This is a genomic window from Virgibacillus sp. LDC1, from assembly GCF_025792345.1.
Classification (GTDB): Bacteria; Bacillota; Bacilli; order Paenibacillales; family Paenibacillaceae; genus Paenibacillus_AQ; species Paenibacillus_AQ lautus.
This window is the reverse complement of record NZ_JAOXLZ010000008.1, coordinates 38,698-64,292: the sequence shown is the minus strand read 5'-3', so window position 1 is coordinate 64,292 and position 25,595 is coordinate 38,698. Positions and strand designations below refer to the sequence as shown.

The following is a 25,595-nucleotide window of genomic DNA, read 5'->3' as shown; positions in this document are numbered from 1 at the left end:
TTAAATTATAGGACGAGATTAATTATAGCGGAAAATCGCTGGATTTTCCTTAATATGCAGGGTGTTAATTACGACAAAATATCGTCAATTTTAATGAATCGGCATGGAGACCCGCACCGGACCAAGAAACTGCGAGATGGCAGAATAGGCCGCGCCGATCAGGGTAGAGCGGCTGCCCAGCTCGGCAAACCGGATCTCCATCAACTCTCGGTGATAGGGAAGCGTGCGCTGGGCAACGACCTGCTGGAGCGTTTCTTCGATCCAAGCCCGGGCGTCGGACAGCGGACCGCCGATGATGACCGATTGCGGATTGAATCCGTTGACAAGATTAGTTATGCCAATGCCAAGATAGCGTCCCAGCTCCTCGAAATGCCGGATGGTCTCCTTATGACCGAGCTCGGCATGATGAACAAGCTCGGACGTCCGTCTGGATGGAAGAAGGGCATCTTTGCCGTCGTAGGATTTCTCCGAGGCGTACAGCTCCCAACAGCCGCGGTTGCCGCAGGTGCATTCCCGACCATCGGCTTCGATGGACATATGGCCGCTTTCGCCGGCATACCCGCGGGCGCCCTTATAGAGCTCGCCATTGATGATAATGCCGGAGCCGATACCGCTGCCCGCACTGATATAGAGGAGATGGCGGGCGTCCCGGCCGGCCCCGAAGCGCAGCTCGCCTTGGGCGCCCGCGTTTGCTTCATTGTCGATAGTAACGGGAAGTCCGAGCTCGTGCTCAAGCTGCTTTTGCAGCGGCACCATGTCCCATCCCAGGTTGGGGGCGAAGAGGACGGTGCCGTCGCCGTCGACCATCCCCGGGACGCCTACGCCGATCCCGATGATGCCGTATGGGGAGGGAGGGGCCTGCCGCATCAGGCCATGAATCAGGCCAACCATCAGCCGCGTCACCGATTCCACATCATGCCCTTCAAGGGCGGTATCTTCTTCGGCAAGAATCCGGCCTTCCAGATCCGTAAGTACGGCGGTCATTTGCTTCACGCGCAGCTCCACGCCGACGGCATAACCGGCTTGTCCGTTAAACAGCAGCAGCTGCGGCTTTCGGCCGCCGCTGGATTCACCGGGTCCGATTTCCTGGACCAGATGGTTGCTGCACAGCTCCTGTACGAGATTGGAAACGGTAGCCTTGTTCAGACCTGTGAGCTTGGACACCTTCGCCCGGGAGACCGGGGCGTGTTGACGTATCGTATCGAGAATAATCGAGGTATTTATTTTCTTGACCAGAGCCTGGTCACCGGTAATATTCGTCATGTGTATTCATCCTTTTAGTCTTGCTTCCTAATCCTGTTAGGCTCTTGAGACTTGATATGCTCATAGTCTAGGGGCAAAGTCCGGAAATTGCAACAGCCCGTAACGCTGCCCGGGTGCACGCAATCCTGTGTCCCGTGGTTTCTATCGTCGTAACATTTGAATATGGATTTACAGGAATCATAGGCAGTGAGCCAAACGGAGATGTCCTGAATCTTAGCAGATAATCATCCTAACAGCGGTGGCATCGGTTTTGAAAAAGTTGTAAAACAATAACTTTGTTTAACCAATAGACAAAGTAGAAATCCTGTGTTAGGATAACCTTGTAAGCGTTAACCACACCTTAACAAGGTATAGGAGGATTTATACATGGCCTATTTTAACAACATTAGCAAAGTCGAGTACGAAGGCAGCAAATCAACCAACCCTTATGCTTTTAAATTTTATAATCCGACAGAAGTTGTAGCCGGCAAAACGATGGAAGAGCATCTCCGTTTCGCCATGGCTTACTGGCATACATTGACTGCAGGCGGTTCGGATCCGTTCGGCGCCGACACTGCGGTTCGTCCTTGGGGCAACTACTCCGGCATGGATCTTGCGAAAGCACGCGTTGAGGCAGGCTTTGAGTTCATGGAGAAAATGAATCTTCCGTATTTCTGCTTCCACGATGTGGACATTGCGCCGGAAGGCAGCAGCCTGCGCGAGTTCTACAGCAACATTGATACGATCGTGGATTCGATTGAAGACCACATGAAGTCCACCGGCAAAAAACTGCTCTGGAACACAGCAAACATGTTCACGAACCCTCGCTTCATGCATGGTGCGGGCACAACATGCAACGCGGATGTATACGCTCATGCGGCAGCACAAGTGAAAAAAGGACTTGAGGTCGGCAAACGCCTCGGCGCCGAGAACTATGTGTTCTGGGGAGGCCGCGAAGGATATGAGACCCTGCTCAACACGGATATGGGTCTTGAACTGGATAACCTGGCTCGCCTGTTCCATATGGCGGTTGATTATGCGAAGGAAATCGGCTTTGATGCCCAATTCTTGATCGAGCCTAAACCGAAGGAGCCAACCAAGCACCAATATGATTTTGATGCGGCTACAACGATTGCGTTCCTGCAGAAATACGGTCTCGACAAGCACTTTAAATTGAATCTCGAAGCCAACCACGCCACGCTCGCCGGTCATACCTTCGAACACGAGCTTCGCGTAGCACGCATCAACGGCATGCTCGGTTCCCTCGACGCGAACCAAGGCGATATGCTGATCGGATGGGATACGGACGAGTTCCCGGTAAACATCTATGACGCGACATTGACGCTGTACGAAGTGCTGATGAACGGCGGTCTCGGCCGCGGCGGCGTGAACTTCGATGCGAAGGTTCGTCGTCCATCCTTCGAGCCGGAAGATCTGTTCCATGCGCACATCGCCGGTATGGATACTTACGCAAAAGGATTGAAAGTGGCAGCGAAGCTGATTGAAGACCGCGTATTCGAGGACTTCATCGCGAAGCGCTACAGCAGCTTTAATGAAGGCATCGGCGCAGACGTCGTATCCGGCAAGGCAACACTGGCTTCCCTTGCAGAATACGCGCTGAACAACGAGTCACCGCGCAAAAACGAATCCGGACGTCAAGAAATGCTGAAAGCCATTCTGAATCAGTACATTCTTGCAAATTAATCGATACACTCTTTAGCGCTTGTACCATGAAATCCAAACCTTCACCGGCTCCCTCCAGGGAAGCCGGTGTACTTATTTCAAACAGGAAACAATAGCGAGCTATGGTCGACAGCCATCCAAGGCACGCCGTGGATCACGCACCGTGCGCCCGGGGGAAGTGCCAACGATGTTTTCATGTTCGGTTCATGAGGAGACGAAGGAGGATATAGATGAGTTACGTTATCGGAGTTGATTTGGGGACCAGTGCTGTGAAGACCGTGCTGGTGGACCGCAGCGGCAAGGTTGTCGCCGAGCATTCGGAGTCGTATCCGCTGAGCCAGCCGAAGCCGGGTTACAGCGAGCAGCGACCGGAGGATTGGGTGGACAAAACGGTATTGTCGTTACGGCAATTGATGAAAGGAAACAACATCGACCCATCCGAGGTTGAGGGTTTAAGCTTCTCCGGCCAGATGCACGGTTTAGTCTTGGTAGACGGTGAAGGTGCAGTGCTGCGACCAGCCATCCTGTGGAATGACACGCGCACAACGGCACAATGCCGTCGCATCGAGGAGACTCTGCAGGAGAAGCTGCTTGGCATTGCACGCAACCGCGCGCTGGAAGGTTTCACCCTGCCCAAGATTCTGTGGGTGCAGGAGTTTGAACCGGAGCTGCTCGAACAGGCTGCCCTGTTCCTGCTGCCTAAGGATTATGTGCGTTTCCGCCTGACCGGGCAATACGCGATGGACTATTCCGATGCAGCCGGAACGCTGCTGCTGGATGTGGCGGGCAAGTCTTGGAGCACCGAAATTCTGGATGCCTTCCAGCTGCCGCACACCTTATGCCCTCCCCTGGTCGAATCCTTCGACGAGTGCGGCACCTTGCTGCCCGAGATCGCCGAGCAATCGGCTCTGCTGCCGGGGACGAAGGTATTTGCCGGCGGGGCGGACAATGCCTGCGGTGCCATCGGCGCCGGCATTCTCGAAGAAGGGCAGACGATGTGCAGTATTGGTACATCGGGCGTGGTACTCTCCTATGAGGAGCGTCGCGAGGTGGATTTTGAAGGGAAGGTCCATTTCTTTAATCATAGCGAGAAAGATGCTTACTATATCATGGGTGTGACCCTGGCAGCGGGATACAGCCTGACCTGGTTCAAGGATACCTTTGCACCGGATGTCTCCTTTGACGCGCTGTTGAGCGATATCGGAAGCATCCCGGCTGGCAGCGGCGGGCTGCTGTTCACGCCGTATATCGTCGGTGAACGCACCCCGCATCCGGATGCAACCATTCGCGGCAGCTTCATCGGAATGGACGCCGGTCATAAGCTGCCCCACTTTGCACGTTCGGTACTCGAAGGGATCACGTTCTCTCTCCGCGAATCCATCGATATCCTCCGCGCATCCGGCAAGCGGATCGACCGCGTCATTTCCATCGGGGGCGGCGCCAAGAACGAGATCTGGCTGCAAATGCAGGCGGACGTGTTCAACGCTGAAATTGTGAAGCTGGAAAGCGAGCAAGGGCCGGCTATGGGCGCAGCGATGCTGGCAGCCTACGGCTGCGGCTGGTTTGCAAGCCTTCAGGACTGCGCAAAGGCGTTTTTGCGGCCGGCACGCTCGTATTCTCCGAATCCGCAGGCGGTTTTGGCCTATGACAAATTGTTTGGACTCTATCAAAGCGTATACGGAGCCACGCGTGAACTCGGCGCAGAGCTGTCCGAATTCCGCGGATAATCCTATAGATGTTAAAGAGCAGGTCGGGAAGACATTTTTCCCGGCCTGCTTTTTTTGCGTGAACGCTTCGGACCGCATATACTTGAGGCAGGTTGAAGTCAAGCAGGTTACGTCAGGGAATGAGCGTCAACCCTCTTCGTGGGGACCGGTTTGGATATAGGTTTTTTCAGGTTCCTTTCATTGGATAGCCTGTGATCATTTGTGTAACATCCGCGGCCAATTCGATTAAGGGTGGTGCGGGAAGTGTAAATAGAAATGGGGGGAAGACATTGAAACTGACAGCTGAACTCAAACGCGAGAAAATCGTTGCCATCGTACGGGGCATTACGAAAGAACAGGCGGGCTTCGTAGGAGAGGGATTGAGCCAGGGCGGAATCCGGTTCATGGAAGTGACGATGAATACGAAGGGTGCTTTACATATGATACAGGATTGGCGCGCCCGCTATGACGGTGACGTGTATGTTGGCGCGGGTACCGTCCTTGATGTGGAGATGGCGAAGGAAGCGGTCTCTGCCGGGGCCCAATTCCTGATTTCGCCGAACACGGATCTTACTGTCATCGAATTTGCCCTAGAGCAGGGAATTGATGTATGGCCCGGGGCCATGACGCCAACGGAGATCGTTGCGGCGTACGCAGCCGGGGCAGAGATTGTGAAGCTGTTTCCCATGGCCAGTCTGGGCTTGTCATTTATCCGGGAGCTTCAGGGCCCGCTGAATCACATTCCGCTGCTTGCAACGGGTGGAGTTACGCTGGATAATCTTCCGGATTATTTTAATGCAGGCGCGGCAGCGGTCGGTTTGGGCAGCGCGCTGCTTCCGAAGGATGCGCTTATGTCCGGCAATATGGAGGAGATCAAGCGACGCACTGCGGCTTTTGTTGAAGCGGCGCGGCTTGGTTAAGATGTGTTCGAAGGGAATTCTCCCATTCACAAGAAGCGGGATCGAAATAGTTACACTTTGTTCATCCTTAACCATGCAGGTTATGTTTTGGAAGCTTACTACATAAGGAATATATAGACAAGTTATGGTATTATTTAGGTAGCTTGGTTATGTCATTGCTGCCGTGTACAGGCACTTGTTAGGGATATCATCATGTGTAAGTAAGACATGGTTAGGTTCAAGTAATGGAAGGGAGCGAATCAAGTGAATCCATCAGGTAAGAAGAAGGTAAGGGTAAAAAAGACCGTGTGCGCGGTTACGGCTACAGCCATGCTGTGTTTGGCGCAGCCGGTATGGGGTGACAATTCGGTTCCGGGCGGCGGAGTCGCTGTATCCGAAACGGTAACTGCCGTGGACAGCAGCGGTCAAGCCGGTTCCGAAAGCGTAACGGATAACGAAATACCGAAGGGCGCAAAAATTTCATCCAAGCAGGCGGAAGACATCATTAAGAAGGCTTTCCCGGAGCTCAAGAACGTGAAGGTAACGAACGTGCAGTTCCTGGAGAATGATGGCATGAGATCGAGCGCGCTTGCTTGGGATCTGCAAATGGTACTGACCAAAGGGAACTCGAGCTCCGGCTTTAATGCCCAGGTCAATGCGGTTACAGGTGAACTTCTCAACATTTATATTCCTAATTCTTTGGTGAACCATGGTAGCGACAAACCGGTGTTAACCCGGGAAGCAGCCAAGGAGAAGGCGCTGAAATGGATCGGCAGCCATGTATCGGATGTGAAGGCCAGCGAGCTTAAGGAGAATGAGGCTTATCTCGGGATGCAGGCGGCATTGTTCAGTCCGCCGCGGTTCGAGTTTTATTTCCAAACCTCGGTGAACGGGATTGAATCGGATGTGAACAGCATCTCAATCACGCTTGACGGGCAGGGTAATACCATTAACTATTCCCGCAATCAAATCAATGAGGAGTTTCCTTCATCCACACCGAAATTGAACGAGGCTTCCATCCGTAAATTGTTTGAGGATCAATTCCAAGTATCCTTGGCTTATGTACCGGATCATTTATATAACAATGCCAAAGGCAATTATTTCTTAGGTTACATACCTAATGATCAATCAGGCAATTCACTGGATGCCAATACAGGCAAGTTCATTAGTTTCTCAGGGGAAGAGAGCGGGCTTACCTCGGTTGAGAACGGCGCGATTCCGACATCCAAAGAAACCTTTAAGCCAATCACGGCTCCATTCGCTGGCGGAGAGGCAGCGGCCAGATGGGTGGAATCGCAGATCAAGCTTCCGTCTGGTTTAAAGACAGAATCCAAGAGACTGGGTACGAGGTGGAACAACAGCGAGATCAAGACGTGGAACATAAGCTGGGGCGAAAATAAGCTCTCTGCCATGGGCGGAGGAGAGATGGTATCCGCAGAGGTGGACGCCAAGACCGGACAGATCTACTCGTACAACCGATACCGTTTTGACCGGACCGGTGCTCCGGAAGTGAAGAGCCCGATTTCGCAGCAGGCGGCGCAGGACCTGGCATTCGAGACGGTAAGCAAGCTGGTGCCGAATGCGGCCGAAGAATGGAAGCTGACATCGGTTGATAAACTGGGCAAGGACAATCAAACGCTCCATTATCAATTTTCATTCCAGCGTTATATCGGTGATATTCGCATCATGGGCGATTCCTTGAACCTCACCATGGAGGGCGACGGACAAATCCAGGGCTTTAGCGTGAATTCCGACGCTGTCCTGTCCAAGCTGCCAACGGATGTAAAACCGGCTATCAGTGCGGAGCAGGCAAGAGCTAAATATTTGGAAGAAATCGATCTAAAGCTGAAATACGGTTACTACGGAGGTTACGCAACGACCGGTAATGAGATTATGAAGCCTTTCATTAAGCTGATTTATTATCCGACACACAAAAAGGCGGGTTATGGCGGCATTGCGGTACCGCTAGATGCCAAGAGCGGGGAATGGCGCGATATCATGCCTGAAATGAGCCGCAAGGATATTCCTGCGGTTACCGATGCGGCGGGGCATGATGCGGAAGCGTCTCTGAAGGAGCTGGTGAAATATCGGGTGCTGGTTCCGGACAAAGACGGAAAGGTATACCCGGATCGCCAGATTACCCTTGGCGAATGGTATCAGCTGGTGGCTGCTTCGGTGAGCCCGTCTTACGAGCAGGTGTATGGAAGATCTACCATGGATCCATACGCAGGCTTGCAGCCGGACCATCCGTATTACCAGGCCATTCAGGTGCTGATCGGGCAGAACTGGATACCTTATGATCCGGACAGCCCGCTGCAGCTGGACCGCAAGCTGACAAGGGATGAATTGGCCAGCTCGCTGACCCGTATTCTGAATTACGAGAAGCTGTCCAAAGCCTTTATCCTTCCAACCGACGTTCAGGGGATATCGGATGCCGACGCCGTAACTAACAAAGGCGCAGCCCTGATCGCCCTCAAGCTGGGTCTTCTCCCGGCAGTCGATGGCAAGTTCCTGCCGGAACGTGAGGTGACGCGAGCGGAAGCTGCCGAGGTTCTGGTCCGCATGTCGAAGCTGGCGGGACGCAGCGATTCCTTCCTGTCCTCATTTTATTGGTAGGTATTTGATATTCGTGCCCGGTCGACAAAACTAGAACCCTTAAGCCCTGATGTTATGTGTTACAATACGGATGAGGAAGATGAAGGGCGGGTGTACCGATGAAACGAAGCCGAGGAACGATCGTTAAATTACTGTTCATAGGGTCTTTGGCGGTAACCGTTGCAGCAGTACCTGAACCAGCTAATCTCAGTGATGTCTATGCCACCTCCAACAAAGCGGTCGTGAAGTCGGTCAATGGGATTCAGCAGAAACTGCTGACAGCGATGAGCGACAGGCAATCGACGGTGCGTTTTGTTTATCAGGGCGAGACCCAATCGCTGAAATCGCAGCTTAAAGATGCACTTGATCAGGCGATGGCCAGTGACCCCTATATTCACTACACCATCGCTAGTTATAGCTACGACTATCGTGGGACTTCCAGTTCCGCCAATGTCACCGTTCGGTTGAGTTACCGCGAGACCGCGGAACAGACGAACTATGTGAACCAGAATGCCGACAGCATTTTGAAGCAGATCATCAAGCCGGGCATGAATGATCATGAGAAGGTGAAAGCCATCCACGATTGGGTTGTCCGGAACTTGAAATACGATACCACGCTTACGAAATATACGGCCTATGACGGGCTTTACACCGGAAGCACGGTATGCCAGGGCTATTCTCTGTTAACGCATAAACTGCTGAAGGAAGCCGGGATCCAGAACAAAATTGTGGAGGGCACGGCTTATGCCTCCGACAATCCGAAAGGCCAGCTCCATGCCTGGAATCTGGTCCTTCTGGACGGCAAATGGTATCATCTGGACACGACGTGGAACGATCCCGTGCCGGATCGCGACAACGAGGTATCCTATACGTACTACCTCCGGACGGATGAACAGATGGGCCGGGATCATACCTGGGTGAAATCCTATCCGAAGGCGAGCACCCTTTACCGCAACACGCTGGCAGGGCTAGCCGTGAAGGATCGTTCGAGAGCCGGAGTATACGAACAATTAAAACGGGATCTGGAATATCAGCTTTATGATGCCCGTTCCATCGTCAGCTCCTACAAACAGCTCCAACCATTGGTGAAAGCTGCAAAGGCTGAAGGGAGCCAGAAGCTGGTGTTCCGGTTTGACGGCAGTGAGCGAGAGCTTGTAAATGTGCTCCAGCAATTACAGATGAAGAGCAATCTCGGCTCCATCAAATACTATCACCATGCGTTTGAGAACACCGATGATCTCAGAGTGCAGATCATCTGGTAATATGTCCGCATCACAAAAAAGCAGCTTCCGTTCCCAAGTATGGGAGGGAAGCTGCTTTTGGCATGACTGGTTATTATTATTTGACGTTTGTGCTCAAATCGCATTCGTCCAACGGCACGATGCGGCTCTTCTTCATCAAGCGGTAGCCGAACCAGATGGAGAGGAACAACGGAATGCTGACATACGTGGCAATGATCGTTAACCAATCGATCTCCCCGCTGAAATTGCCTTGACCGATAATAGCAACAAGACAGAGCAGGAAGGCGAAGATGGGACCGAAGGGGAACCAGCGTGCACGGAACGGAAGATCCTTCAGGTCCTTGCCTTGAGCAACGTAGGCTTTGCGGAAGCGGTAATGACTCACCGCAATTGCCAGCCAGTTAATGAATCCGCACATCCCGGAGGCGTTCAGGAGCCACACGTACACGACCCCATCGCCGAAGAAAGAGGCCAGGAAGGCCAGCATACCTACGGCGGAGGTTACGATCAGAGCCGCAACCGGTACGCCGCGGCTGTTCAGGCGGCTGAGCCATTTTGGTGCCATGCCCTGCTTCGCCATGGCATACAGGACACGGGTTGAGGCATACATCCCCGAGTTGCCTGCCGACAGCACGGAGCTTAGAATTACGGCATTCATAACGGAAGCGGCAAAGGCAAGCCCGGCCTTCTCAAACACCAGCGTGAAGGGGCTGACTCCGATATTATCGACCCCGGATTGAAGCAAGCTGGGGTGAGTGTAAGGGATCAGCATGCCGATGACAAAAATAGCAAAAATATAGAAGATCAGAATGCGCCAGAACACCTGACGGATGGCTTTAGGGACATGTTTTCTCGGATTTTCGCTCTCGCCGGCCGCGACACCGATCAGCTCGGTTCCCTGGAAGGAGAAGCCTGCAGCCATAAACACGCCGACCAGTGCGAAGAATCCGCCGTGTACCGGCCCGTCGCCTAGGCTAAAGTTGCTGAATCCAACGGCTTCACCGCCAAGAATACCGAATATCATCATGACACCGATGATAAGGAAGATAATGACGGTTGCCACCTTAATGATAGCAAACCAATATTCCGATTCGCCGTATCCTTTGGCGGAGAGAACGTTTAAGCCGAACATAATCGCCAGGAACAGAAGACTCCACAGGAATGACGGGCTGTCCGGGAACCAGAATTTAATAATAACCGTCGCTGCCGCGAGCTCGGCGGCGATGGTAACGGCCCAGTTGTACCAGAAGTTCCAGCCGACGGCAAATCCGAAGGCAGGGCTGACAAACCGGGAGGCGTAGGTGCTGAATGAGCCGGAGTCCGGAAGATACGTAGCGAGCTCGCCCAGGCTGGTCATCAGAAAGTAAACCATGAGGCCAACCGCGGCATAGGCGATAAGCGCTCCGCCTGGGCCGGCGGAGGCGATGGCCGTTCCGCTTGCCAGGAACAGGCCGGTACCGATCGATCCGCCAAGGGCGATCATGGTCATATGACGAGCTTTAAAGCTCTGCTTCAGCGAAGCAGCTGGTGCTTTTTTGCGATTCAAGATCGAACACTCCTTCTATGCATTAAGAAATGATATTTAAAATATACCCTGTTAGAACAAAAAGACCGCAGGTCTATACCTGCGGTCTTTATCGTATCCGCATCATACCCTCCATGAAGATAGCACAACACGGGGGAATCCCCGTGACAGTTCCGTCTCTTTCGACAACGGCCCCAGCACAGGATACAAGAGTATACCCTGCACTTCGGCATTCATGCCTTTCACTGTGCTTCACCGGCTTCTCTTCGCCTCGGCACAACTACTGATCATGTCTGCAACCTCTACCTCATCTTGGAATGATGAGGCTATCTGTATATTCAATTCTAACAAGAGAGTCCTAGTATAAATCACATCCCATGTCAGAAGCAATGGTTAAATTTAACGGTTCTAAGTAGTCCCGCTGATGCGATTACGATTGATTCCGTTTGGCCATTTGCTGCCAGACGGTTCCGGCCGCTTCTTCGCCGGATTCGATGCGCTCCAGTGCCATTCGTGCCTGCAGACTAACCTCGAATTCCGGATCATTGGCAGCTTCCTCCAGGGCGGAGCGGGCTTCCTCGGTACCTACTTCATACAGGAAACGTGCTGCACGCCAGCGTACGATCTTGCTGCTGTCTTTGAGCGATTCGATCATGACCGGGGTAGCGGCAGCATCGCCGATATCGGACAGCGTATCGCCTGCGGTACGGCGAACGGCCGGTGTTTCGTCACGCATGGCCTCATATAGGAGCTCCATCGCTTCAGGGGTGCGAAGATCGCCCAAGTACACGACGACGAGCCGGCGGATCTGCATCTTCGGATCCCGAAGCGCTTTGCGGAGAAGCGGAATATGTTTCTCCGATGGCTCCAGTGCATCCAGCGCGGCATAACGGACGCGCCAGTCCTCATCCTGCAGCGCGGCTTCGGTTTCCTCGTCGGTCAGCTTCCGGCGCTGCTCAACGAAATCCTCGTCGCTGGCACCGTGGGCAATCGCCTGGGCAACAACCTTATCGAGGCGCTCCTGCGGGAAGGCAGCTTCAAGCTCCTGCTCTACGTCACGGGCGATGTCTTCCAGCTGGCCGTATCGCACGCCGTACTCCTTGAGCTTGCGCTCCTTGATGAGCGTCGTGGTTCCCACCGCGGCTACCGCTTTGGCGAAGCGCTCCGACAGACCGATGCGTTCTTCCTGATTCCCGCTTTTGACACGAATTTGCATCGGAATATTCCTGAAATATTGCACGAACACTTGAGCCTCTCCAAAAGCGATGTCATCCGCACCTTCTTGGAGCCCGGCGGCCAGCCCCTCCTGACCGAATATTTCCTGAACGGCACCCAGGATGGAAGGCCAATCGGCGTTACCTTTACGGTCGAGCGCGATGAAATCAAGGGTATGAAAGACGCTCTTTACGCCCGGGATATGGAGCAGCTGCCTGATCCAGGGGGGAGCCGACCGTTCGTTGTCTAGTGTATATGTTCTGCGAATCCCGGACTCCAGGGTTTCGTCAAGGTGAAGCATCATGGAGTTCGGGCTCGGGGTTGGTTCAATAAATGTAATTTTCATGGGTTTATCTCGCCTCCTTATCCTCTTATTGTACCTCTTTTCCATGCAGGAAAAAACATCATGGCAAGGATTCAAACAAAATGACCGGACTTTGGATAAAAAGAGGAAAGGTTTGTAAAACTGATAATGATTGGATATAGGCCATTTATGTTCTTCAAAGAGTTAGTGTCGAAGGGCCGCTCCCCTGCAGAAGGGCTGAAATATATAAAGGAGGCTTGACTAACGGATGCACAGGAAGCAGGAGCGAAAGCTTGCGATTCTATGCTTTGTTGTTGCGGCCATTATGCTATATGGCGCCGTGAAAGGGTATCTGCGCTATATGAAATATTTTGGATAAAGAAACCGAGGAGTGAATCTGATGTCTTCATTGGACCCCGTACTGATGAGCCGGATACTGACCGGTTTGACCCTGTTTGTACATATTGTTCTGGCAACCATCGGCGTTGGGATCCCGATTATGCTGGCTCTGGCGGAATGGAGGGGGATTCGGACAGGAGACAACCATTATACCTTGCTCGCCAGGCGCTGGGCGCGTGGATACGTGATTACGGTGGCCGTCGGCGTCGTGACAGGTACCGCCATCGGTTTGCAGCTCAGCTTGTTATGGCCCACCTTTATGCGCGTAGCCGGCAAAGCGATTGCGCTGCCGCTGTTCATGGAAACCTTTGCTTTTTTTGTGGAGGCGATCTTTCTTGGCATTTATCTCTATACATGGGATCGATTCAAAAATAAATGGACCCATTTACTGCTGCTGATCCCCGTAGCGATCGGCTCCTCCGCGTCAGCGTTCTTTATCACGAGCATGAATGCTTTTATGAATCAGCCCCAGGGCTTCGAGCTGGTGGATGGGGTATTTACGAATGTGGATCCGTTCGTGGCCATGTTCAATCCGGCGACGCCGACCAAGGTAAGCCATGTGCTGGCGTCAGCGTTTACGACCAGTGCCGCCGCGCTGGCCAGCATAGCCGCTTTCAGTATATTGCGGGGAAGCAGGCACATTTACTTTAAAAAAGCGCTGAAGCTCACTGTTGTGTCCACCTTTGTTTTTGCTGTGGCCACCGTGATGATCGGGGATTTTTCCGGCAAATTTCTGGCCAAATACCAGCCCGAGAAGCTGGCGGCGGCCGAGTGGCATTTTGAGACGATGACACAAGCCCCGCTCATTTACGGCGGCTTCCTGGATGAGAACAACGAGATTAAGTATGCATTGAAGATTCCCTATGCGCTTAGCATATTGGCAGGGAACAGCCCCAGCACGGAGGTCGTTGGCCTGAATGAATTTCCGGAGAATGAGAGGCCGCCGATGTCGGTGCATTATTTTTTCGATTTGAAGGTGACCAGCGGCGCCGTGATCGTTCTGATTCCGCTTTTATATATGTTTCGCAAGAAACTTCCTGGCAAAAGGCCTTATCCAAAATGGCTGCTGCTCAGTATATTGGCTTTAGGGCCTCTATCGATGTCAGCCATATGGCTGGGCTGGTTCCTTGCCGAGATCGGAAGGCAGCCATGGATCGTGCGGGGATACATGAAGGTATCGGATGCGGCAACCACTTCATCAAGCGTCGGCTGGATGCTGGTGTTGTTTATTATCCTGTATCTGGTGCTATCCGTATCCGCGATCCGCGTGCTGAGCCAATTGTTCCGGAATAAAAGCGCCGAAGAGGAAATCCGGCTGCTGGGACTCGAAATCGAAGGGGGAGACCGCAAATGAGCTATGCAATGGTGGCAATAACCGTGCTGTGGACATTTCTATTTGGCTATTTGCTGGTGGCCTCGATTGATTTTGGTGCCGGATTTTTCAGCTATTACAGCGTGCTCACCGGACACGAGAACAAGATTCATAACATCATCCAGCGATATTTATCTCCCGTCTGGGAAGTGACCAACGTATTCCTGATCTTTTTTGTGGTCGGACTTGTCGGATTCTTTCCCGATGCTGCGTATTATTATGGCACCGCTCTGCTTGTGCCGGGGAGCTTGGCCCTTGTGCTGCTGGCGATCCGCGGCGCTTACTACGCCTATCACACGTATGGCAGCCAGACCGGGAACAATATTGTGTATATGGGGCTCTACGGGGCCACGGGGCTGCTCATCCCTGCCGCGTTGTCGACGATATTGGCCATCTCGGAAGGCGGCATTATCTATATGGACAACGGCAAGGTGGAGCTTCATTGGTATACGTTCTTCACGAACCCGTACACGTGGTCGGTCATCCTGCTTGCGCTTGTGAGCGTTCTGTACATCTCGGCGATGTTCCTGTCCTATTACGCGCAGCGTGCCGGGGATGAGGTCGCGTTCGGCGTGGTCCGGGGTTATGCGCTGGGGTGGAGCGGACCGACGATCCTGGCTTCGGTTTTCGCGTTTTTCCAGATCAACCATCAGAATCCGGTGCATTTTCAGCAGATGCTGGATATCGCATGGATGTTTATCGCGTCGTTCATCTGCTTTGTCATTGCGGTGTACCTCGTATGGAAACGAATCCGGCTCGGCATCGCTTTTATCATGGTCATGCTCCAATTTGCCTTTGCCTGGTATGGGTATGGACGCTCACATCTGCCGTATATTCTCTATGATTACATCCACATTCACGAGAGTATTACCAACGATACGATGGCGATCGCTTTGATTACCGCATTTATCCTGGGATTCTGCGTATTGGTTCCTTCCCTGATCCTGCTGATGCGATTGTTTCTGTTCGATGCGAACTATATTCGCGGTAAATCCGCGAAGAAGGGGTGAGGCAAGTGGAGGACTTCGGTATTTTCATAGCACCGCTGCTCACCGTACTGGCTGCCGTAGCCTTTATGGCGATCTACGTCGTCAAGTATAAAGATCCATCGGATTGAGTCTGGACAAAGGCAATACGAATTGTTTCGCCAAGAATCATTCGGTGTAAAAAGAACAACAAACGCAAAGTTGAGCGGAGAGGTCAATACGGGGTAAAATACAGGGTAATGGAAGGAGGAGGCTGCATGCCAAAAATTCGCTATAACAATATCGATAACGTCAGCACGGATAAAACACTTAAACAATTCAAGCAGTGGCGCGACGAACGTCGTCAGAAGAAGAAGGATTATTCCTACTGCATTCCGAACCTGACGCCGGATCTTCAGTATTTGCATAGCAACCGGCACGAAACCTCCGTTACCTGGATCGGGCACGCTACGTTCTTCATCCAATATGAAGGCTTGAACATCGTGACTGATCCCGTATGGGCGCGGAGAATGGGGTTTAATAAGCGCCTTGGAGAGCCTGGACTTCCCATTCATGAGATTCCCCCGATCGATGTCATTTTGATTTCGCATTCCCACTATGACCATATGCATGTTGCCTCGATCCGTAGGCTGTACCGTGCGGACACCACGATCCTCGTACCGGTTGGTCTGCGTCGCAAAATGATCAACAAAGGCTTTCGCCGCGTGATCGAACTGCAGTGGTGGGAATCCGCAACCATCAAGGGCGTGAAATTCTCCTTCGTGCCGACACAGCATTGGACTCGGCGTACGCCGTTTGACACGAATACATCCCATTGGGGAGGATTCGTAATGGAGCCCGTGCTGCAGGATGCGAAGACGGATTCGGATTCTTCCGAGGAATCGCCATGCATTAACGAACCTGTCGCGGAGGATGGGACCCGCCTGCTTCCGCCGAATTTGTATTTTGCCGGAGACAGCGGATATTTCGAGGGCTTTAAGCTGATCGGAGAACGCTTCAATATTCACCTTGCACTGATGCCCATCGGTGCATATGAACCGGAATGGTTCATGACGTCGCAGCACGTCAATCCGGAAGAGGCGCTGCAGGCATTCCAGGATGTGAAGGCCGAGACGATGATTCCGATGCATTACGGCACCTTCAAGCTGGCAGACGATACGGCCAGAGAAGCGCTGGACCGGATGGAAGCGGAACGCGAGCGGCTGGGGATCGCCAAGGAGCGGATTCGCGTATTAAAATACGGAGAGACCTTCAAGGTTCAGCCTGAGCGGAGAAGCGTGACATCGTAACCGAAACGTACAAACGATTCCGAACACTATACACCATAGACTGCCAAAAGAGGCCCGAAAGGTCATATAACCTTTCGGGCCCATTTTCAGTTTCTTTCACGTTCAGCCTCCGAAACGTCTGAACGACCCATGCGCCATTCGATTGGTTTCTTTCATTAATAGAAAAGCTTCTTTTTCTATTAAATCTGAAAAAGTAGCTTCAGATCGTCGGCCTCCTGCGCAATTGCTTGAAAATTGGGGGGCACGAAGGAGGTTATATTTGTTTAAAACCGTTTTATATCGTCCAGAAGCTTCGATAACCGTCGTACTTATGCTATAATGTGCTGAAACCAATAGTGATAAAGGATGGTAATGCTTAATGATCAGTACAAGCGGCGTAACGCTCCGCTATGGCAAACGAGCACTATTTGAAGATGTCAATATAAAATTCACCCCGGGCAACTGCTACGGCCTCATCGGCGCCAACGGGGCGGGTAAGTCTACATTTCTAAAAATCCTCTCTGGTGAGATTGAACCGAACCAAGGCGAGGTCCATATGACACCGAATGAACGGATGGCGGTTCTGAAGCAGAACCACTATGAATACGACCAGTATCCAGTCCTGGAGACGGTAATTATGGGTCATTCCCGGCTGTATACCATAATGAAGGAGAAGGATGCGCTGTATGCGAAGTCCGATTTCTCCGAAGAAGACGGTATGCGTGCGGGTGAGCTGGAAGGCGAATTCGCAGAACTGAACGGATGGGATGCAGAACCGGATGCGGCAGCACTCCTGATCGGTCTGGGCATTCCACGCGAGCTGCACGATAAGAAAATGTCGGAGCTGAGCGGCAACGAGAAGGTACGCGTTCTCTTGGCGCAAGCATTGTTCGGCCGGCCGCATAACCTGCTGCTCGATGAGCCTACCAACCACTTGGACCTGGAATCGATTCAGTGGCTCGAGAACTTCCTCATGGATTATGAAGGCACCGTTATCGTGGTATCCCATGACCGTCACTTCCTGAACAAGGTGTGTACGCATATTGCGGATATCGACTTCGGTAAAATCCAGCTGTATGTCGGCAACTACGACTTCTGGTATGAATCCAGTAAGCTGGCGCTTGAACTTCAACGGGATGCCAACAAGAAAAAGGAAGAGAAGATCAAGGAATTGCAGGCATTTATTCAACGCTTCTCGGCGAATGCTTCCAAATCGAAGCAGGCGACTTCCCGTAAGAAACAGCTCGATAAAATTACGTTGGAGGATCTTCGTCCTTCGAACCGTAAATATCCGTTTCTCCACTTTAAGCCTGAACGCGAAGCGGGCAAGCAGCTGCTTACGGTTGATGGCATTACCAAATCGATGGATGGAGAAAAGGTTCTGGATCAAATCAGCTTTGTTGTAAATAAAGGCGACAAAATCGCGTTTGTTGGACCGAACGGTATGCCGAAAACGACGCTGTTCCAGATCATAACCGGTGAAACCGAAGCGGATGCCGGTGAATACAGCTGGGGGGTAACAACCACCCAGGCGTATTTCCCGAAAGACAACTCTGCTTATTTTGACGGTGTAGATATCAATCTTGTGGAATGGCTGCGCCAATATTCCAAGGATCAAGATGAGACATTCTTGCGCGGATTCCTTGGCCGCATGCTGTTCTCGGGTGAGGAAGCGCTGAAGAAAGCAAGCGTATTGTCCGGGGGCGAGAAGGTTCGCTGCATGCTGGCAAAAATGATGCTGAACGGCGCGAACGTGCTCATCTTCGATGAGCCGACGAACCACTTGGACCTCGAATCCATCACGGCACTCAACAATGGTCTGATCGATTTCGACGGAACGATTCTGTTCACCTCGCATGACCATCAGTTCATTCAGACGATTGCCAACCGAATTATCGAGATTACGCCAAATGGTATCATCGACCGCAGCATGAGTTATGATGAGTATCTAGAGAGTGAAGAGATCAAGGGACTTCGCGAAAGCATGTATCCGGTTGAAGCTTAAGAAATAGGATGCGGCGAAGTTGAGGGCGTAAGCTTTCATCTTCTCGATCCATTATAAAAATGCTGCACCTTCCAATTATGGGAGGTGCAGCATTTTTTGCGTTATGCACGGACTGGCTCTTCTACGAACCGCCGGTACGACGACGCTGGTTGTTTGGTTTTTTATTGTTTTGGCTTTTCATTTTTTGCGCTGAACCGGCCTGAAATTGTCCGGGCTTGTTCGCGGACGAATGTTGCTGTTTCTTCTGTTCCAGCTTTTGTCGGATCGCATCAGCCAAATTCACTTTACGTGACTCATTATTCTCGGGCATAGTATCACCCTCCTCTTTGTGTTCGCTTGTCCTCATTTTATTCGTTTTTAAATCGCGCGGCAAGGGTAACAATGATTAATACCATTTTCTACGTCCATGGTTCTTTGACCGAAGCAATTATGTTTCTCTAGACCCACACGAATGACCTTTGCTAGGATTAAATATGGATAATGATGGATATCGCTTGAGGGCTGCCAAAGAGCAAGCAAAGGAGAGACGTGTAAAGTGAATGCCTATGATAACATCAAACAAGGGGAGCGCGGGGCCTGGATCAGCATTGCCGCTTACCTCGTGTTGTCATCGTTTAAAATATTCTGTGGATACTTATTCGCATCCAGTGCTTTGCTTGCCGACGGTTTTAACAACCTGACGGATATTGTGGCATCACTCGCCGTATTGATCGGACTGCGAATTTCCCAGAAACCGCCGGATTCCGATCATGCGTATGGGCATTTAAGGGCGGAGACGATTGCGGCTCTGGTTGCTTCATTTATCATGGCGGTCGTGGGTATCCAAGTGCTGGTTGAAGCCGTTCGTTCATTTTTTGAAGGCTCTAAGGAAATACCAAATTTATGGTCTGCCGGCGTGGCCGGCATCTGTGCCGTTGCCATGCTTGGCGTATACCGGTACAATCGGAACCTCGCACGGCGCATCGATAACCAGGCACTCATGGCAGCGGCCAAGGATAATTTATCGGATGCACTTGTCAGTGTGGGGGCAGCTGTTGGTATTATCGGCGCACAATTCGGTCTGCCCTGGCTGGATACCGTCGCAGCGGTTGCGGTTGGCGTCATTATTTGCAAAACGGCTTGGGAAATATTCAGAGATTGCACCTATAGCCTGACGGACGGTTTTGATGAAAATCGTTTGTCGGACTTGCGTAGTACGATTGCCCGTACGCCCGGTGTCGAGGGAATTAAGGACATGAAGGCCCGAATTCACGGCAATCATGTGCTGGTGGATGTTGTCATCGAGGTAGACCCGGATATCAGCGTTTTGGAGGGTCATCAGATCAGTGACCGTATCGAAGAACAGATGGAGAAGATTCACAATATTATGAGCGTCCACATACACGTGGAGCCTAAGGAAACGTCCTAGGAGATACTGATGGATACGAATACAAATGGCAGGCCAAGGTAATCTTGACCTGCCATTTAATCTGCAAGGATACATGAAGGATCATGAAGTCCGGCAGTCATATACAATTACTCTACATAAATCCAAGCTTTACCGAGCCATGTATAAACTTCAACCCATTCCCCGCCAAGGACGACACCTGTTCGATTACCGGTCGTGTCGATTTTTTGCGGAGCCAAGGCACCAAGCTTTTCGCCGTTTGGTGAGTTATAAAAGTAGGTTCTTTCCGTAATATCGATCATAGGTGTAGGCACCAGCACTACTTCTTCCGGTTTAATAATAGGCTCTTCCGCCGAGATGGGAGCCGGCCCTGAAGTGTCGGATACCGTCCCGTTAATCGGATCTGCGCTTGCTACGGCGGTCAGGGACAGGGTGAGTGCTAGGGCTGCGGTAATGCTCAGTGTTTTTTTCATGGAATAATTCCTCCTTGGGACCGAAGTATGATTTGACATTATCGTAATAACCACGATTTGGATGTTTTGAACCAAGAAAGTTGGGTACATTTCTCAAATCGTGACAAGCTTCAAGGATTCCTATATACTTTGGAGATGGGAAAAGCCTTGTTGTTGTAAGGATATCCTATGGGAGGAGGGACTTTGAATGGTGCGTCGAAAAAAAAGAGCCGGACGTTTCCTGTTGGGTATATTTGTCCTTCTGCTTGTGATTATCGGTGCGTTAGTCTGGTTTGTTTATCCTACGCAATCTCTGGACATGCGCTACCGTTCCGTTGATTTCAAGGACAAGTTGATGACCATGGTGTCAAACCGGGATACCCGTATGCTGCTGAGCACAGAAGAAGTCGGGGAACTCAGCAAGAAGAACATGGTAAAATATATGAGCACCCATGACCTGGGCGTCGATATTACAGGCGCCGATTTTTTGATGAATGGCACCACGATGACAGCCCATATGAATGGGCAATGGGGGATCCTTCCCTTTGGCGCTGTGCTGCGCTTTCAAATGTCGGCCGAGGGAAGCCATCTTCACTTGACGCATGAATCGACAACGATCCGGGGGGTTGAGATCCCTTTGAATATGTTTCGACTGGAGCCGATCCAAATTTCGCTCAAGGACTATTTACCGGATCTGGTAACTGTGAAAGATGTGAAGTTTCTGTCCGATGGCTTGGAATTGAACTTCACGATGGATTGGATGTCCATTCCGTCGCTATTTAAGTAAAGCAAGAGAAACGGCTAAAGACTCAGACAAGGAACGAATGTCTGGGTCTTTTTTGTATTTTCACAGAGATGTCATTATTTTCAGAAAAAAACTATGAAAAAAATATATATGTAAACATTGACACTAAAATCGTCCCCCACTATAATCAGTAATTGTTTAGAAATAAATGTTTTAGTACTAAAGTATATAGAGGCGCCAGTAGGTTGTCTCTATTGAAGGAGTGCTGGACCTTTTAAAGGAGTGTAAAAAATACATGTCCATGCGGAATGAAATTCTGGAGTTGGAGATGCTATTTAAGAAGATGGTTCGGACAGTGCATCATGAGTGGCAGAAGGAGGGGTTTCCTAAACTAGGCAGAACCCAGTATACCGCCTTGGAGATGCTTCATGAACAGGGAGCTTTGAGATTATCGGACTTGGCTGATTCCATTCATGTAACATGCGGGGCGGTGACGGGCATATCCGATAAATTGATCGAGGGCGGATTCGCTCGCCGAATAAGGGATACAGCCGACCGCAGGGTCATCCATCTGGAGATTACGCCGCTTGGGCGTGATCTGATCGAGCAGCTGGCCAATAAACGCGCGGAGTTGAGCCATTTGTTATACGGTTTTCTAACGGACGAAGAGGTTAAGCAGTTGAGTGTCCTGTACCGCAAAATTATGACCAATGTTGAATTTATCCAAGGTCAGATGTCCACATAGAACAAACATGCTATATGTATGATTTTACTTAGAAAGAGAGTGAAGGCTGCACATGAGTACCCATACCATTGCTCGCCACGGCGAGCCTGTTAAGAAAGGCCCTATCATTGCTGCACTTATGATTGGCGCTTTTGTCGCCATTCTTAATCAGACATTGATGAATGTTGCTCTGCCGAGCATCATGGAAAATTTGAGCATTAAACCGACCGTAGCCCAGTGGCTGACCACAGGCTTTATGCTGGTAAACGGGGTCTTGATCCCCGTTACCGCTTATCTGATCGCGCGTTTCTCGACAAGGCAGCTGTTCATCAGTGCGATGACGCTGTTTACGATTGGCACCTTGCTGTGTGCCATCAGCCCCAATTTCGCGTTTCTGCTTACCGGACGCCTCGTTCAGGCTGCTGGTGCAGGCATTTTGATGCCGCTTATGACCGTTGTATTTCTGAACATTTTCCCTATTGAGAACCGCGGCAAGGCGATGGGGATGATGGGGATCGCCATGATATTTGCTCCTGCTATCGGACCCACGCTTTCAGGCTATATTGTGGAGCACTATGATTGGCGTGTGTTATTCTACATGATCTTGCCTTTCTCAATCATTGCTACACTAATCGGGGTTTTCTTCCTGAAAAATGTTACCGAGGTCAGCCGGCCGAAGCTGGACATGATCGCCATCATTTTGTCCACCCTGGGCTTTGGCGGTTTGCTGTACGGCTTCAGTGATGCCGGGAATGACGGTTGGTCCAGCACCCCGGTTGTTACGACCCTAGCGGTCGGCGCGATTGCTCTCATCCTGTTTGTATGGCGGGAGATGAAGGCCGACAATCCGATGCTGGAATTCCGGATATTCAAATACAACATGTTTACGTTGACGACCCTTATCAATGTCATTGTTACGATGGCGATGTATGCCGGGATGATCCTGCTGCCCATTTATCTGCAGCAGATTCGTGGATTCACACCGGTGGAATCAGGACTTCTCATGCTTCCCGGCGCTATTCTGATGGGGATCATGTCACCGATTACGGGAGCGATCTTCGATAAGGTTGGCGCAAGATGGCTGGCTGTTATCGGTCTGGCGATTACGGTCATTACGACGTGGGAGTTCAGTAATCTGACCGAAACCATATCTTACAGCCAGATGATGATCATATATACGGCTCGCATGTTCGGGATGTCGATGCTCATGATGCCGATCCAAACGGCCGGACTAAATCAGCTGCCGCGAAGTTTGAACGCCCACGGTACGGCCATGTCGAATACACTCCGCATGGTTTCCGGCTCGATCGGAACGGCAATTCTTGTTACCGTCATGTCCACCCAGGCAGAGAGCAAAGGGGAAGCCCTGATGCAATCGGGACTATTTGATCCGAAGAATCAGGCCGACCTGCTTAAGCTGGGTAATGAAGCAACCATTTATGGCATTAACTATGCCTTTGTTATTGCCACGTGGATCAGCGTCGCTTCGTTGATCCTGGCGTTCTTTATCAAGAAGACTAAGCCGGCGGAAGAGCCGAAAGCCTCAGGAAATCAGGAGGCTGCAGCAACGAACGTATAACCCGATCCCATTTTTCGCAGCGCAAAAAAAGGGTGTCCTATCCGTTTATCAAACGGAGGACACCCTTTTTTTTATTCCTTTTGTGTATATACAATGCATGGGCTTTAGTATGTGACAGCGTCACATACTTCGTCTGCGTCCGGTAAAGAGAGAGATCACAAACAGGACAACGAAGATGAAGAACAGCACCTTCGCGATACCGGCTGCAGCCTCAACGATGCCGAAGAAGCCAAAGATCCCTGCAATCAGTGCAACAACTAGAAAAATTACGGACCATTTTAACATCCTATTCACCCTGCTTTCTTCATCGATTTTATTGGATATAGCATGTAGTCTCATGATGCTCCACGAAGCGGCACATATCCAATTTGAAGCTTGGTAGAGAGCCATCGGCCGTTGCCAACAGCGCCCTTCGTAGTGTTCTTTAACCGGGGCGGCAAGGGATGAAACAAGCTGCAGAACAATGGCATTATTGGCAAGGATCCCTTTGTTTCGTGGGCTGGGGGATAGGGTAACTATTGCGTATCCGAAACCAACATACTTGAAAGTGAGGGACAACGTATGCTAACCCAAATCAGTGTTGCCATTATTGCCGTAGCATTTGCGGTTCTGGTTTTCTTTTTAATTAAGACACTAAAGGCTGCGACACAATCGCTCGAAAAGGTAACAGAAACCCTTCAGGATGTCCAAAAGACGGTGGACGAATTGAGTTATGAAGTGAAGCAGACGATTCGAAATACGAACGATATTACGGTGGATGTTCAGCATAAGATGAGACAGATTGATCCGGTACTGGATACCGTCAAGAATCTGGGAGAAGCTTTAAGCGAAGTCACCTATGCGGTAAAGCAGGTATCCTCCGGCATGGTTAGCCGCTTTAAGCAATCCCGGATGGAGCAGAAGAATGCCCGTACGGAAGTGCCTTTGACGGCCCAGGATCGTACGTTCCAGTCTTATGACGCGGTATATCAGAATACGGAAGCAGAAGAAAAGTCACGCGGTCGGAACTGGTTAGCTTATGTGGATACAGCGGTTGGTCTGTGGAACAGCTTCCGTCGTCAAAAAGCCAGATAAAAGTAAAAAAGCAAAACCCGGGTATAGCTCTGCAAGCTGAAGAAAGGAGGAGGTCGCATGTGGAATGTCGCACTGTTGATGGTAGGGCTCTTGATTTACTCCGGAGGTGGAGGTGCTGTGGCAGAGCCGCAGTCTTCCGCCGGGATGTCGCCACCGCCTATGATTCATGCCGCTTCGGATGCTGGACAAGCACAGACCAGCGACAACGCTACAGAGAGCTATGGAACTTTAAACGGGATTTCGCTAACGGATAACAAGGGCGATGTCATTCGCAAGCTGGGAGCACCGGCTCGAATTGAGCATGAGGAGCTGACCGGAATGACCAAGCTGGATTACAAAGATATGGAGGTTGGGGTCCGCAACGGCTATACGGAATATGTTCATGTGAAGCCCTCTGCCGTATCCTTTCAGGTTGAAGGCCAGCGTATAGGTATGACAACCAATCAAATTCGGGCATCTCTGGGTAAGCCGTATTTTAAAGCGGAGGACGGGGATGTGTACCTTGAGAACCATCATGCGCTTAAAGTATTTATTGACCGGAGCTCCGGTGAAATTGCAGGAATTGATTTATTTTTTGATTATTGCGAGTAAATTTGTTTCAACCTTAAGAAATAAGGTTAATAACAAATGGACTATAACCTAAATTAAGGTTTTACACTATTAGGGGAGGTTTTCACAATGGAATTTACCAATACGAAGTCATATGCCAAAGTCGTTGAGAACGGTACTCAAGCGGTTCAGGAGGTTCAGAATCTGCGACAGTCCGGTTACGATCATGATCGGATTTATGTATTGGCTCATGATTCGGACAAGACAAGCCGGATCGTGGATGCATCCGATGCCAATAACGTAGGCATCAAGGAAGAAGGCGTGTTTGACGCCTTTGCGAATTTGTTCCGGTCCCGCGGCGATGAGCTTCGCGCCAAAATCGTATCGCTTGGATTTACGGAGGCCGAGGCTGGATTCTATGAGAAACAGCTGGATCTAGGCAAAGTACTTGTCATCGCTAAAAAAGATGAATGATATAGCATTGAAAGCACAGCTTTATGGCAGCATCGCGGGTAGGCATTAGCGTTATAGGACTTAAAACATAGATAAGGAATGAGACCTTTGACGTCTCATTCCTTATCTATGTTTTAAAAGAATGTTCCATAAATCCTATAAAAGTGGAAGATTCAAGAGGTAGAGCCTTTT

Annotated in this window: 23 protein-coding genes and 1 riboswitch; of the genes, 17 read left to right on the top strand and 6 right to left on the bottom strand. The window is 50.9% G+C overall.

Going from position 1 to position 25,595, the window contains the following annotated elements; translation table 11 throughout:
- Window positions 1-90 precede the first annotated feature (90 nt).
- Window positions 91-1,263: an ROK family protein gene (locus OHJ21_RS31085; RefSeq protein ID WP_100541472.1), complete on the bottom strand. Its 1,173-nt coding sequence runs from the start codon at window positions 1,261-1,263 to the stop codon at window positions 91-93.
- 366 nt (window positions 1,264-1,629) lie between these two features.
- On the opposite strand from OHJ21_RS31085, the gene xylA reads away from it, so the two are divergent.
- The 5 genes from xylA to OHJ21_RS31060 all read left to right on the top strand — a co-directional run bounded on the left by xylA (window position 1,630) and on the right by OHJ21_RS31060 (window position 9,387).
- The gene (gene xylA, locus OHJ21_RS31080) at window positions 1,630-2,946 is read left to right on the top strand and encodes a xylose isomerase (protein ID WP_100541473.1); all 1,317 of its coding nucleotides are present in this window, start codon (window positions 1,630-1,632) and stop codon (window positions 2,944-2,946) included.
- 209 nt (window positions 2,947-3,155) lie between these two features.
- On the top strand, window positions 3,156-4,652 hold the full coding sequence (xylB, locus tag OHJ21_RS31075; RefSeq protein WP_100541474.1) for a xylulokinase: 1,497 nt from the start codon (window positions 3,156-3,158) through the stop codon (window positions 4,650-4,652).
- 269 nt (window positions 4,653-4,921) lie between these two features.
- On the top strand, window positions 4,922-5,551 hold the full coding sequence (locus tag OHJ21_RS31070) for a bifunctional 4-hydroxy-2-oxoglutarate aldolase/2-dehydro-3-deoxy-phosphogluconate aldolase (RefSeq protein WP_326119761.1): 630 nt from the start codon (window positions 4,922-4,924) through the stop codon (window positions 5,549-5,551).
- Between the two features lie 243 nt (window positions 5,552-5,794).
- Window positions 5,795-8,146 (top strand): YcdB/YcdC domain-containing protein, encoded by a 2,352-nt coding sequence (locus tag OHJ21_RS31065; protein WP_100541476.1) that lies wholly within the window; start codon window positions 5,795-5,797, stop codon window positions 8,144-8,146.
- 98 nt (window positions 8,147-8,244) lie between these two features.
- A complete protein-coding gene (locus OHJ21_RS31060; protein WP_100541477.1) occupies window positions 8,245-9,387 on the top strand; it encodes a transglutaminase domain-containing protein in 1,143 nt (380 codons plus the stop codon).
- A gap of 76 nt (window positions 9,388-9,463) precedes the next feature.
- Here the strand turns inward: OHJ21_RS31060 and OHJ21_RS31055 are convergent, their stop codons facing one another.
- Entirely contained in the window at window positions 9,464-10,855 is a 1,392-nt protein-coding gene (locus OHJ21_RS31055) for an amino acid permease (RefSeq protein WP_243391015.1), read from the bottom strand.
- Between the two features lie 169 nt (window positions 10,856-11,024).
- Window positions 11,025-11,204: riboswitch (Lysine riboswitch) on the bottom strand.
- A 117-nt stretch (window positions 11,205-11,321) separates the two neighbouring features.
- Entirely contained in the window at window positions 11,322-12,452 is a 1,131-nt protein-coding gene (locus OHJ21_RS31050; protein ID WP_100541479.1) for a virulence factor, read from the bottom strand.
- Window positions 12,453-12,810: 358 nt separating this feature from the next.
- Here OHJ21_RS31050 and OHJ21_RS31045 point away from each other — a divergent pair, with 358 nt between their 5' ends.
- The 5 genes from OHJ21_RS31045 to OHJ21_RS31025 all read left to right on the top strand — a co-directional run bounded on the left by OHJ21_RS31045 (window position 12,811) and on the right by OHJ21_RS31025 (window position 18,440).
- Window positions 12,811-14,163 (top strand): cytochrome ubiquinol oxidase subunit I, encoded by a 1,353-nt coding sequence (locus OHJ21_RS31045; RefSeq protein WP_100541480.1) that lies wholly within the window; start codon window positions 12,811-12,813, stop codon window positions 14,161-14,163.
- Complete coding sequence (locus tag OHJ21_RS31040; protein ID WP_100541481.1) at window positions 14,160-15,191, top strand: cytochrome d ubiquinol oxidase subunit II; 1,032 nt, start codon at window positions 14,160-14,162, stop codon at window positions 15,189-15,191. The genes OHJ21_RS31045 and OHJ21_RS31040 overlap by 4 nt, the downstream gene beginning before the upstream one ends.
- A gap of 5 nt (window positions 15,192-15,196) precedes the next feature.
- Window positions 15,197-15,298: a cytochrome bd oxidase small subunit CydS family protein gene (gene cydS / locus OHJ21_RS31035; RefSeq protein ID WP_015737491.1), complete on the top strand. Its 102-nt coding sequence runs from the start codon at window positions 15,197-15,199 to the stop codon at window positions 15,296-15,298.
- Window positions 15,299-15,424: 126 nt separating this feature from the next.
- Window positions 15,425-16,456 (top strand): MBL fold metallo-hydrolase, encoded by a 1,032-nt coding sequence (locus OHJ21_RS31030; protein WP_100541482.1) that lies wholly within the window; start codon window positions 15,425-15,427, stop codon window positions 16,454-16,456.
- Between the two features lie 358 nt (window positions 16,457-16,814).
- Window positions 16,815-18,440 carry an ABC-F family ATP-binding cassette domain-containing protein gene (locus tag OHJ21_RS31025; RefSeq protein WP_100541483.1) on the top strand — a complete coding sequence of 542 codons (1,626 nt, stop codon included), beginning with the start codon at window positions 16,815-16,817 and terminating at the stop codon, window positions 18,438-18,440.
- A gap of 121 nt (window positions 18,441-18,561) precedes the next feature.
- Here the strand turns inward: OHJ21_RS31025 and OHJ21_RS31020 are convergent, their stop codons facing one another.
- On the bottom strand, window positions 18,562-18,750 hold the full coding sequence (locus OHJ21_RS31020) for a hypothetical protein (protein WP_100541484.1): 189 nt from the start codon (window positions 18,748-18,750) through the stop codon (window positions 18,562-18,564).
- Window positions 18,751-18,975: 225 nt separating this feature from the next.
- On the opposite strand from OHJ21_RS31020, the gene OHJ21_RS31015 reads away from it, so the two are divergent.
- Window positions 18,976-19,848, top strand: coding sequence for a cation diffusion facilitator family transporter (locus OHJ21_RS31015; RefSeq protein ID WP_100541485.1), 873 nt, complete (start codon window positions 18,976-18,978; stop codon window positions 19,846-19,848).
- A 107-nt stretch (window positions 19,849-19,955) separates the two neighbouring features.
- Here OHJ21_RS31015 and OHJ21_RS31010 read toward each other — a convergent pair whose 3' ends face one another.
- Entirely contained in the window at window positions 19,956-20,300 is a 345-nt protein-coding gene (locus OHJ21_RS31010; protein ID WP_100541486.1) for a hypothetical protein, read from the bottom strand.
- Between the two features lie 187 nt (window positions 20,301-20,487).
- On the opposite strand from OHJ21_RS31010, the gene OHJ21_RS31005 reads away from it, so the two are divergent.
- The 3 genes from OHJ21_RS31005 (at window position 20,488) to OHJ21_RS30995 (ending at window position 23,327) form a co-directional block, all read left to right on the top strand.
- Complete coding sequence (locus tag OHJ21_RS31005; RefSeq protein ID WP_100541487.1) at window positions 20,488-21,066, top strand: hypothetical protein; 579 nt, start codon at window positions 20,488-20,490, stop codon at window positions 21,064-21,066.
- Window positions 21,067-21,319: 253 nt separating this feature from the next.
- A complete protein-coding gene (locus OHJ21_RS31000; RefSeq protein ID WP_100541488.1) occupies window positions 21,320-21,769 on the top strand; it encodes a MarR family transcriptional regulator in 450 nt (149 codons plus the stop codon).
- 52 nt (window positions 21,770-21,821) lie between these two features.
- Window positions 21,822-23,327, top strand: coding sequence for a DHA2 family efflux MFS transporter permease subunit (locus OHJ21_RS30995; RefSeq protein ID WP_100541489.1), 1,506 nt, complete (start codon window positions 21,822-21,824; stop codon window positions 23,325-23,327).
- Between the two features lie 120 nt (window positions 23,328-23,447).
- Here the strand turns inward: OHJ21_RS30995 and OHJ21_RS30990 are convergent, their stop codons facing one another.
- Window positions 23,448-23,612 carry a DUF1328 domain-containing protein gene (locus OHJ21_RS30990; protein WP_082341766.1) on the bottom strand — a complete coding sequence of 55 codons (165 nt, stop codon included), beginning with the start codon at window positions 23,610-23,612 and terminating at the stop codon, window positions 23,448-23,450.
- Window positions 23,613-23,888: 276 nt separating this feature from the next.
- Here OHJ21_RS30990 and OHJ21_RS30985 point away from each other — a divergent pair, with 276 nt between their 5' ends.
- The 3 genes from OHJ21_RS30985 to OHJ21_RS30975 all read left to right on the top strand — a co-directional run bounded on the left by OHJ21_RS30985 (window position 23,889) and on the right by OHJ21_RS30975 (window position 25,424).
- Complete coding sequence (locus OHJ21_RS30985; RefSeq protein WP_486022155.1) at window positions 23,889-24,401, top strand: DUF948 domain-containing protein; 513 nt, start codon at window positions 23,889-23,891, stop codon at window positions 24,399-24,401.
- Between the two features lie 57 nt (window positions 24,402-24,458).
- A complete protein-coding gene (locus tag OHJ21_RS30980; protein ID WP_486022153.1) occupies window positions 24,459-24,992 on the top strand; it encodes a hypothetical protein in 534 nt (177 codons plus the stop codon).
- 87 nt (window positions 24,993-25,079) lie between these two features.
- Window positions 25,080-25,424: a YflT domain-containing protein gene (locus tag OHJ21_RS30975; protein ID WP_100541492.1), complete on the top strand. Its 345-nt coding sequence runs from the start codon at window positions 25,080-25,082 to the stop codon at window positions 25,422-25,424.
- Window positions 25,425-25,595 lie beyond the last annotated feature (171 nt).

What these genes read in the sequence shown, in the direction of transcription:
- OHJ21_RS31085 (WP_100541472.1), bottom strand. Translation starts at nt 1,263, where the DNA reads ATGACGAATATTACCGGTGACCAGGCTCTGGTCAAGAAAATAAATACC.
- xylA (WP_100541473.1), top strand. Translation starts at nt 1,630, where the DNA reads ATGGCCTATTTTAACAACATTAGCAAAGTCGAGTACGAAGGCAGCAAA.
- xylB (WP_100541474.1), top strand. Translation starts at nt 3,156, where the DNA reads ATGAGTTACGTTATCGGAGTTGATTTGGGGACCAGTGCTGTGAAGACC.
- OHJ21_RS31060 (WP_100541477.1), top strand. Translation starts at nt 8,245, where the DNA reads ATGAAACGAAGCCGAGGAACGATCGTTAAATTACTGTTCATAGGGTCT.
- OHJ21_RS31055 (WP_243391015.1), bottom strand. Translation starts at nt 10,855, where the DNA reads ATGACCATGATCGCCCTTGGCGGATCGATCGGTACCGGCCTGTTCCTG.
- OHJ21_RS31050 (WP_100541479.1), bottom strand. Translation starts at nt 12,452, where the DNA reads ATGAAAATTACATTTATTGAACCAACCCCGAGCCCGAACTCCATGATG.
- OHJ21_RS31045 (WP_100541480.1), top strand. Translation starts at nt 12,811, where the DNA reads ATGTCTTCATTGGACCCCGTACTGATGAGCCGGATACTGACCGGTTTG.
- OHJ21_RS31040 (WP_100541481.1), top strand. Translation starts at nt 14,160, where the DNA reads ATGAGCTATGCAATGGTGGCAATAACCGTGCTGTGGACATTTCTATTT.
- OHJ21_RS31030 (WP_100541482.1), top strand. Translation starts at nt 15,425, where the DNA reads ATGCCAAAAATTCGCTATAACAATATCGATAACGTCAGCACGGATAAA.
- OHJ21_RS31025 (WP_100541483.1), top strand. Translation starts at nt 16,815, where the DNA reads ATGATCAGTACAAGCGGCGTAACGCTCCGCTATGGCAAACGAGCACTA.
- OHJ21_RS31020 (WP_100541484.1), bottom strand. Translation starts at nt 18,750, where the DNA reads ATGCCCGAGAATAATGAGTCACGTAAAGTGAATTTGGCTGATGCGATC.
- OHJ21_RS31010 (WP_100541486.1), bottom strand. Translation starts at nt 20,300, where the DNA reads ATGAAAAAAACACTGAGCATTACCGCAGCCCTAGCACTCACCCTGTCC.
- OHJ21_RS31005 (WP_100541487.1), top strand. Translation starts at nt 20,488, where the DNA reads ATGGTGCGTCGAAAAAAAAGAGCCGGACGTTTCCTGTTGGGTATATTT.
- OHJ21_RS31000 (WP_100541488.1), top strand. Translation starts at nt 21,320, where the DNA reads ATGTCCATGCGGAATGAAATTCTGGAGTTGGAGATGCTATTTAAGAAG.
- OHJ21_RS30995 (WP_100541489.1), top strand. Translation starts at nt 21,822, where the DNA reads ATGAGTACCCATACCATTGCTCGCCACGGCGAGCCTGTTAAGAAAGGC.
- OHJ21_RS30990 (WP_082341766.1), bottom strand. Translation starts at nt 23,612, where the DNA reads ATGTTAAAATGGTCCGTAATTTTTCTAGTTGTTGCACTGATTGCAGGG.
- OHJ21_RS30985 (WP_486022155.1), top strand. Translation starts at nt 23,889, where the DNA reads ATGCTAACCCAAATCAGTGTTGCCATTATTGCCGTAGCATTTGCGGTT.
- OHJ21_RS30980 (WP_486022153.1), top strand. Translation starts at nt 24,459, where the DNA reads ATGTGGAATGTCGCACTGTTGATGGTAGGGCTCTTGATTTACTCCGGA.
- OHJ21_RS30975 (WP_100541492.1), top strand. Translation starts at nt 25,080, where the DNA reads ATGGAATTTACCAATACGAAGTCATATGCCAAAGTCGTTGAGAACGGT.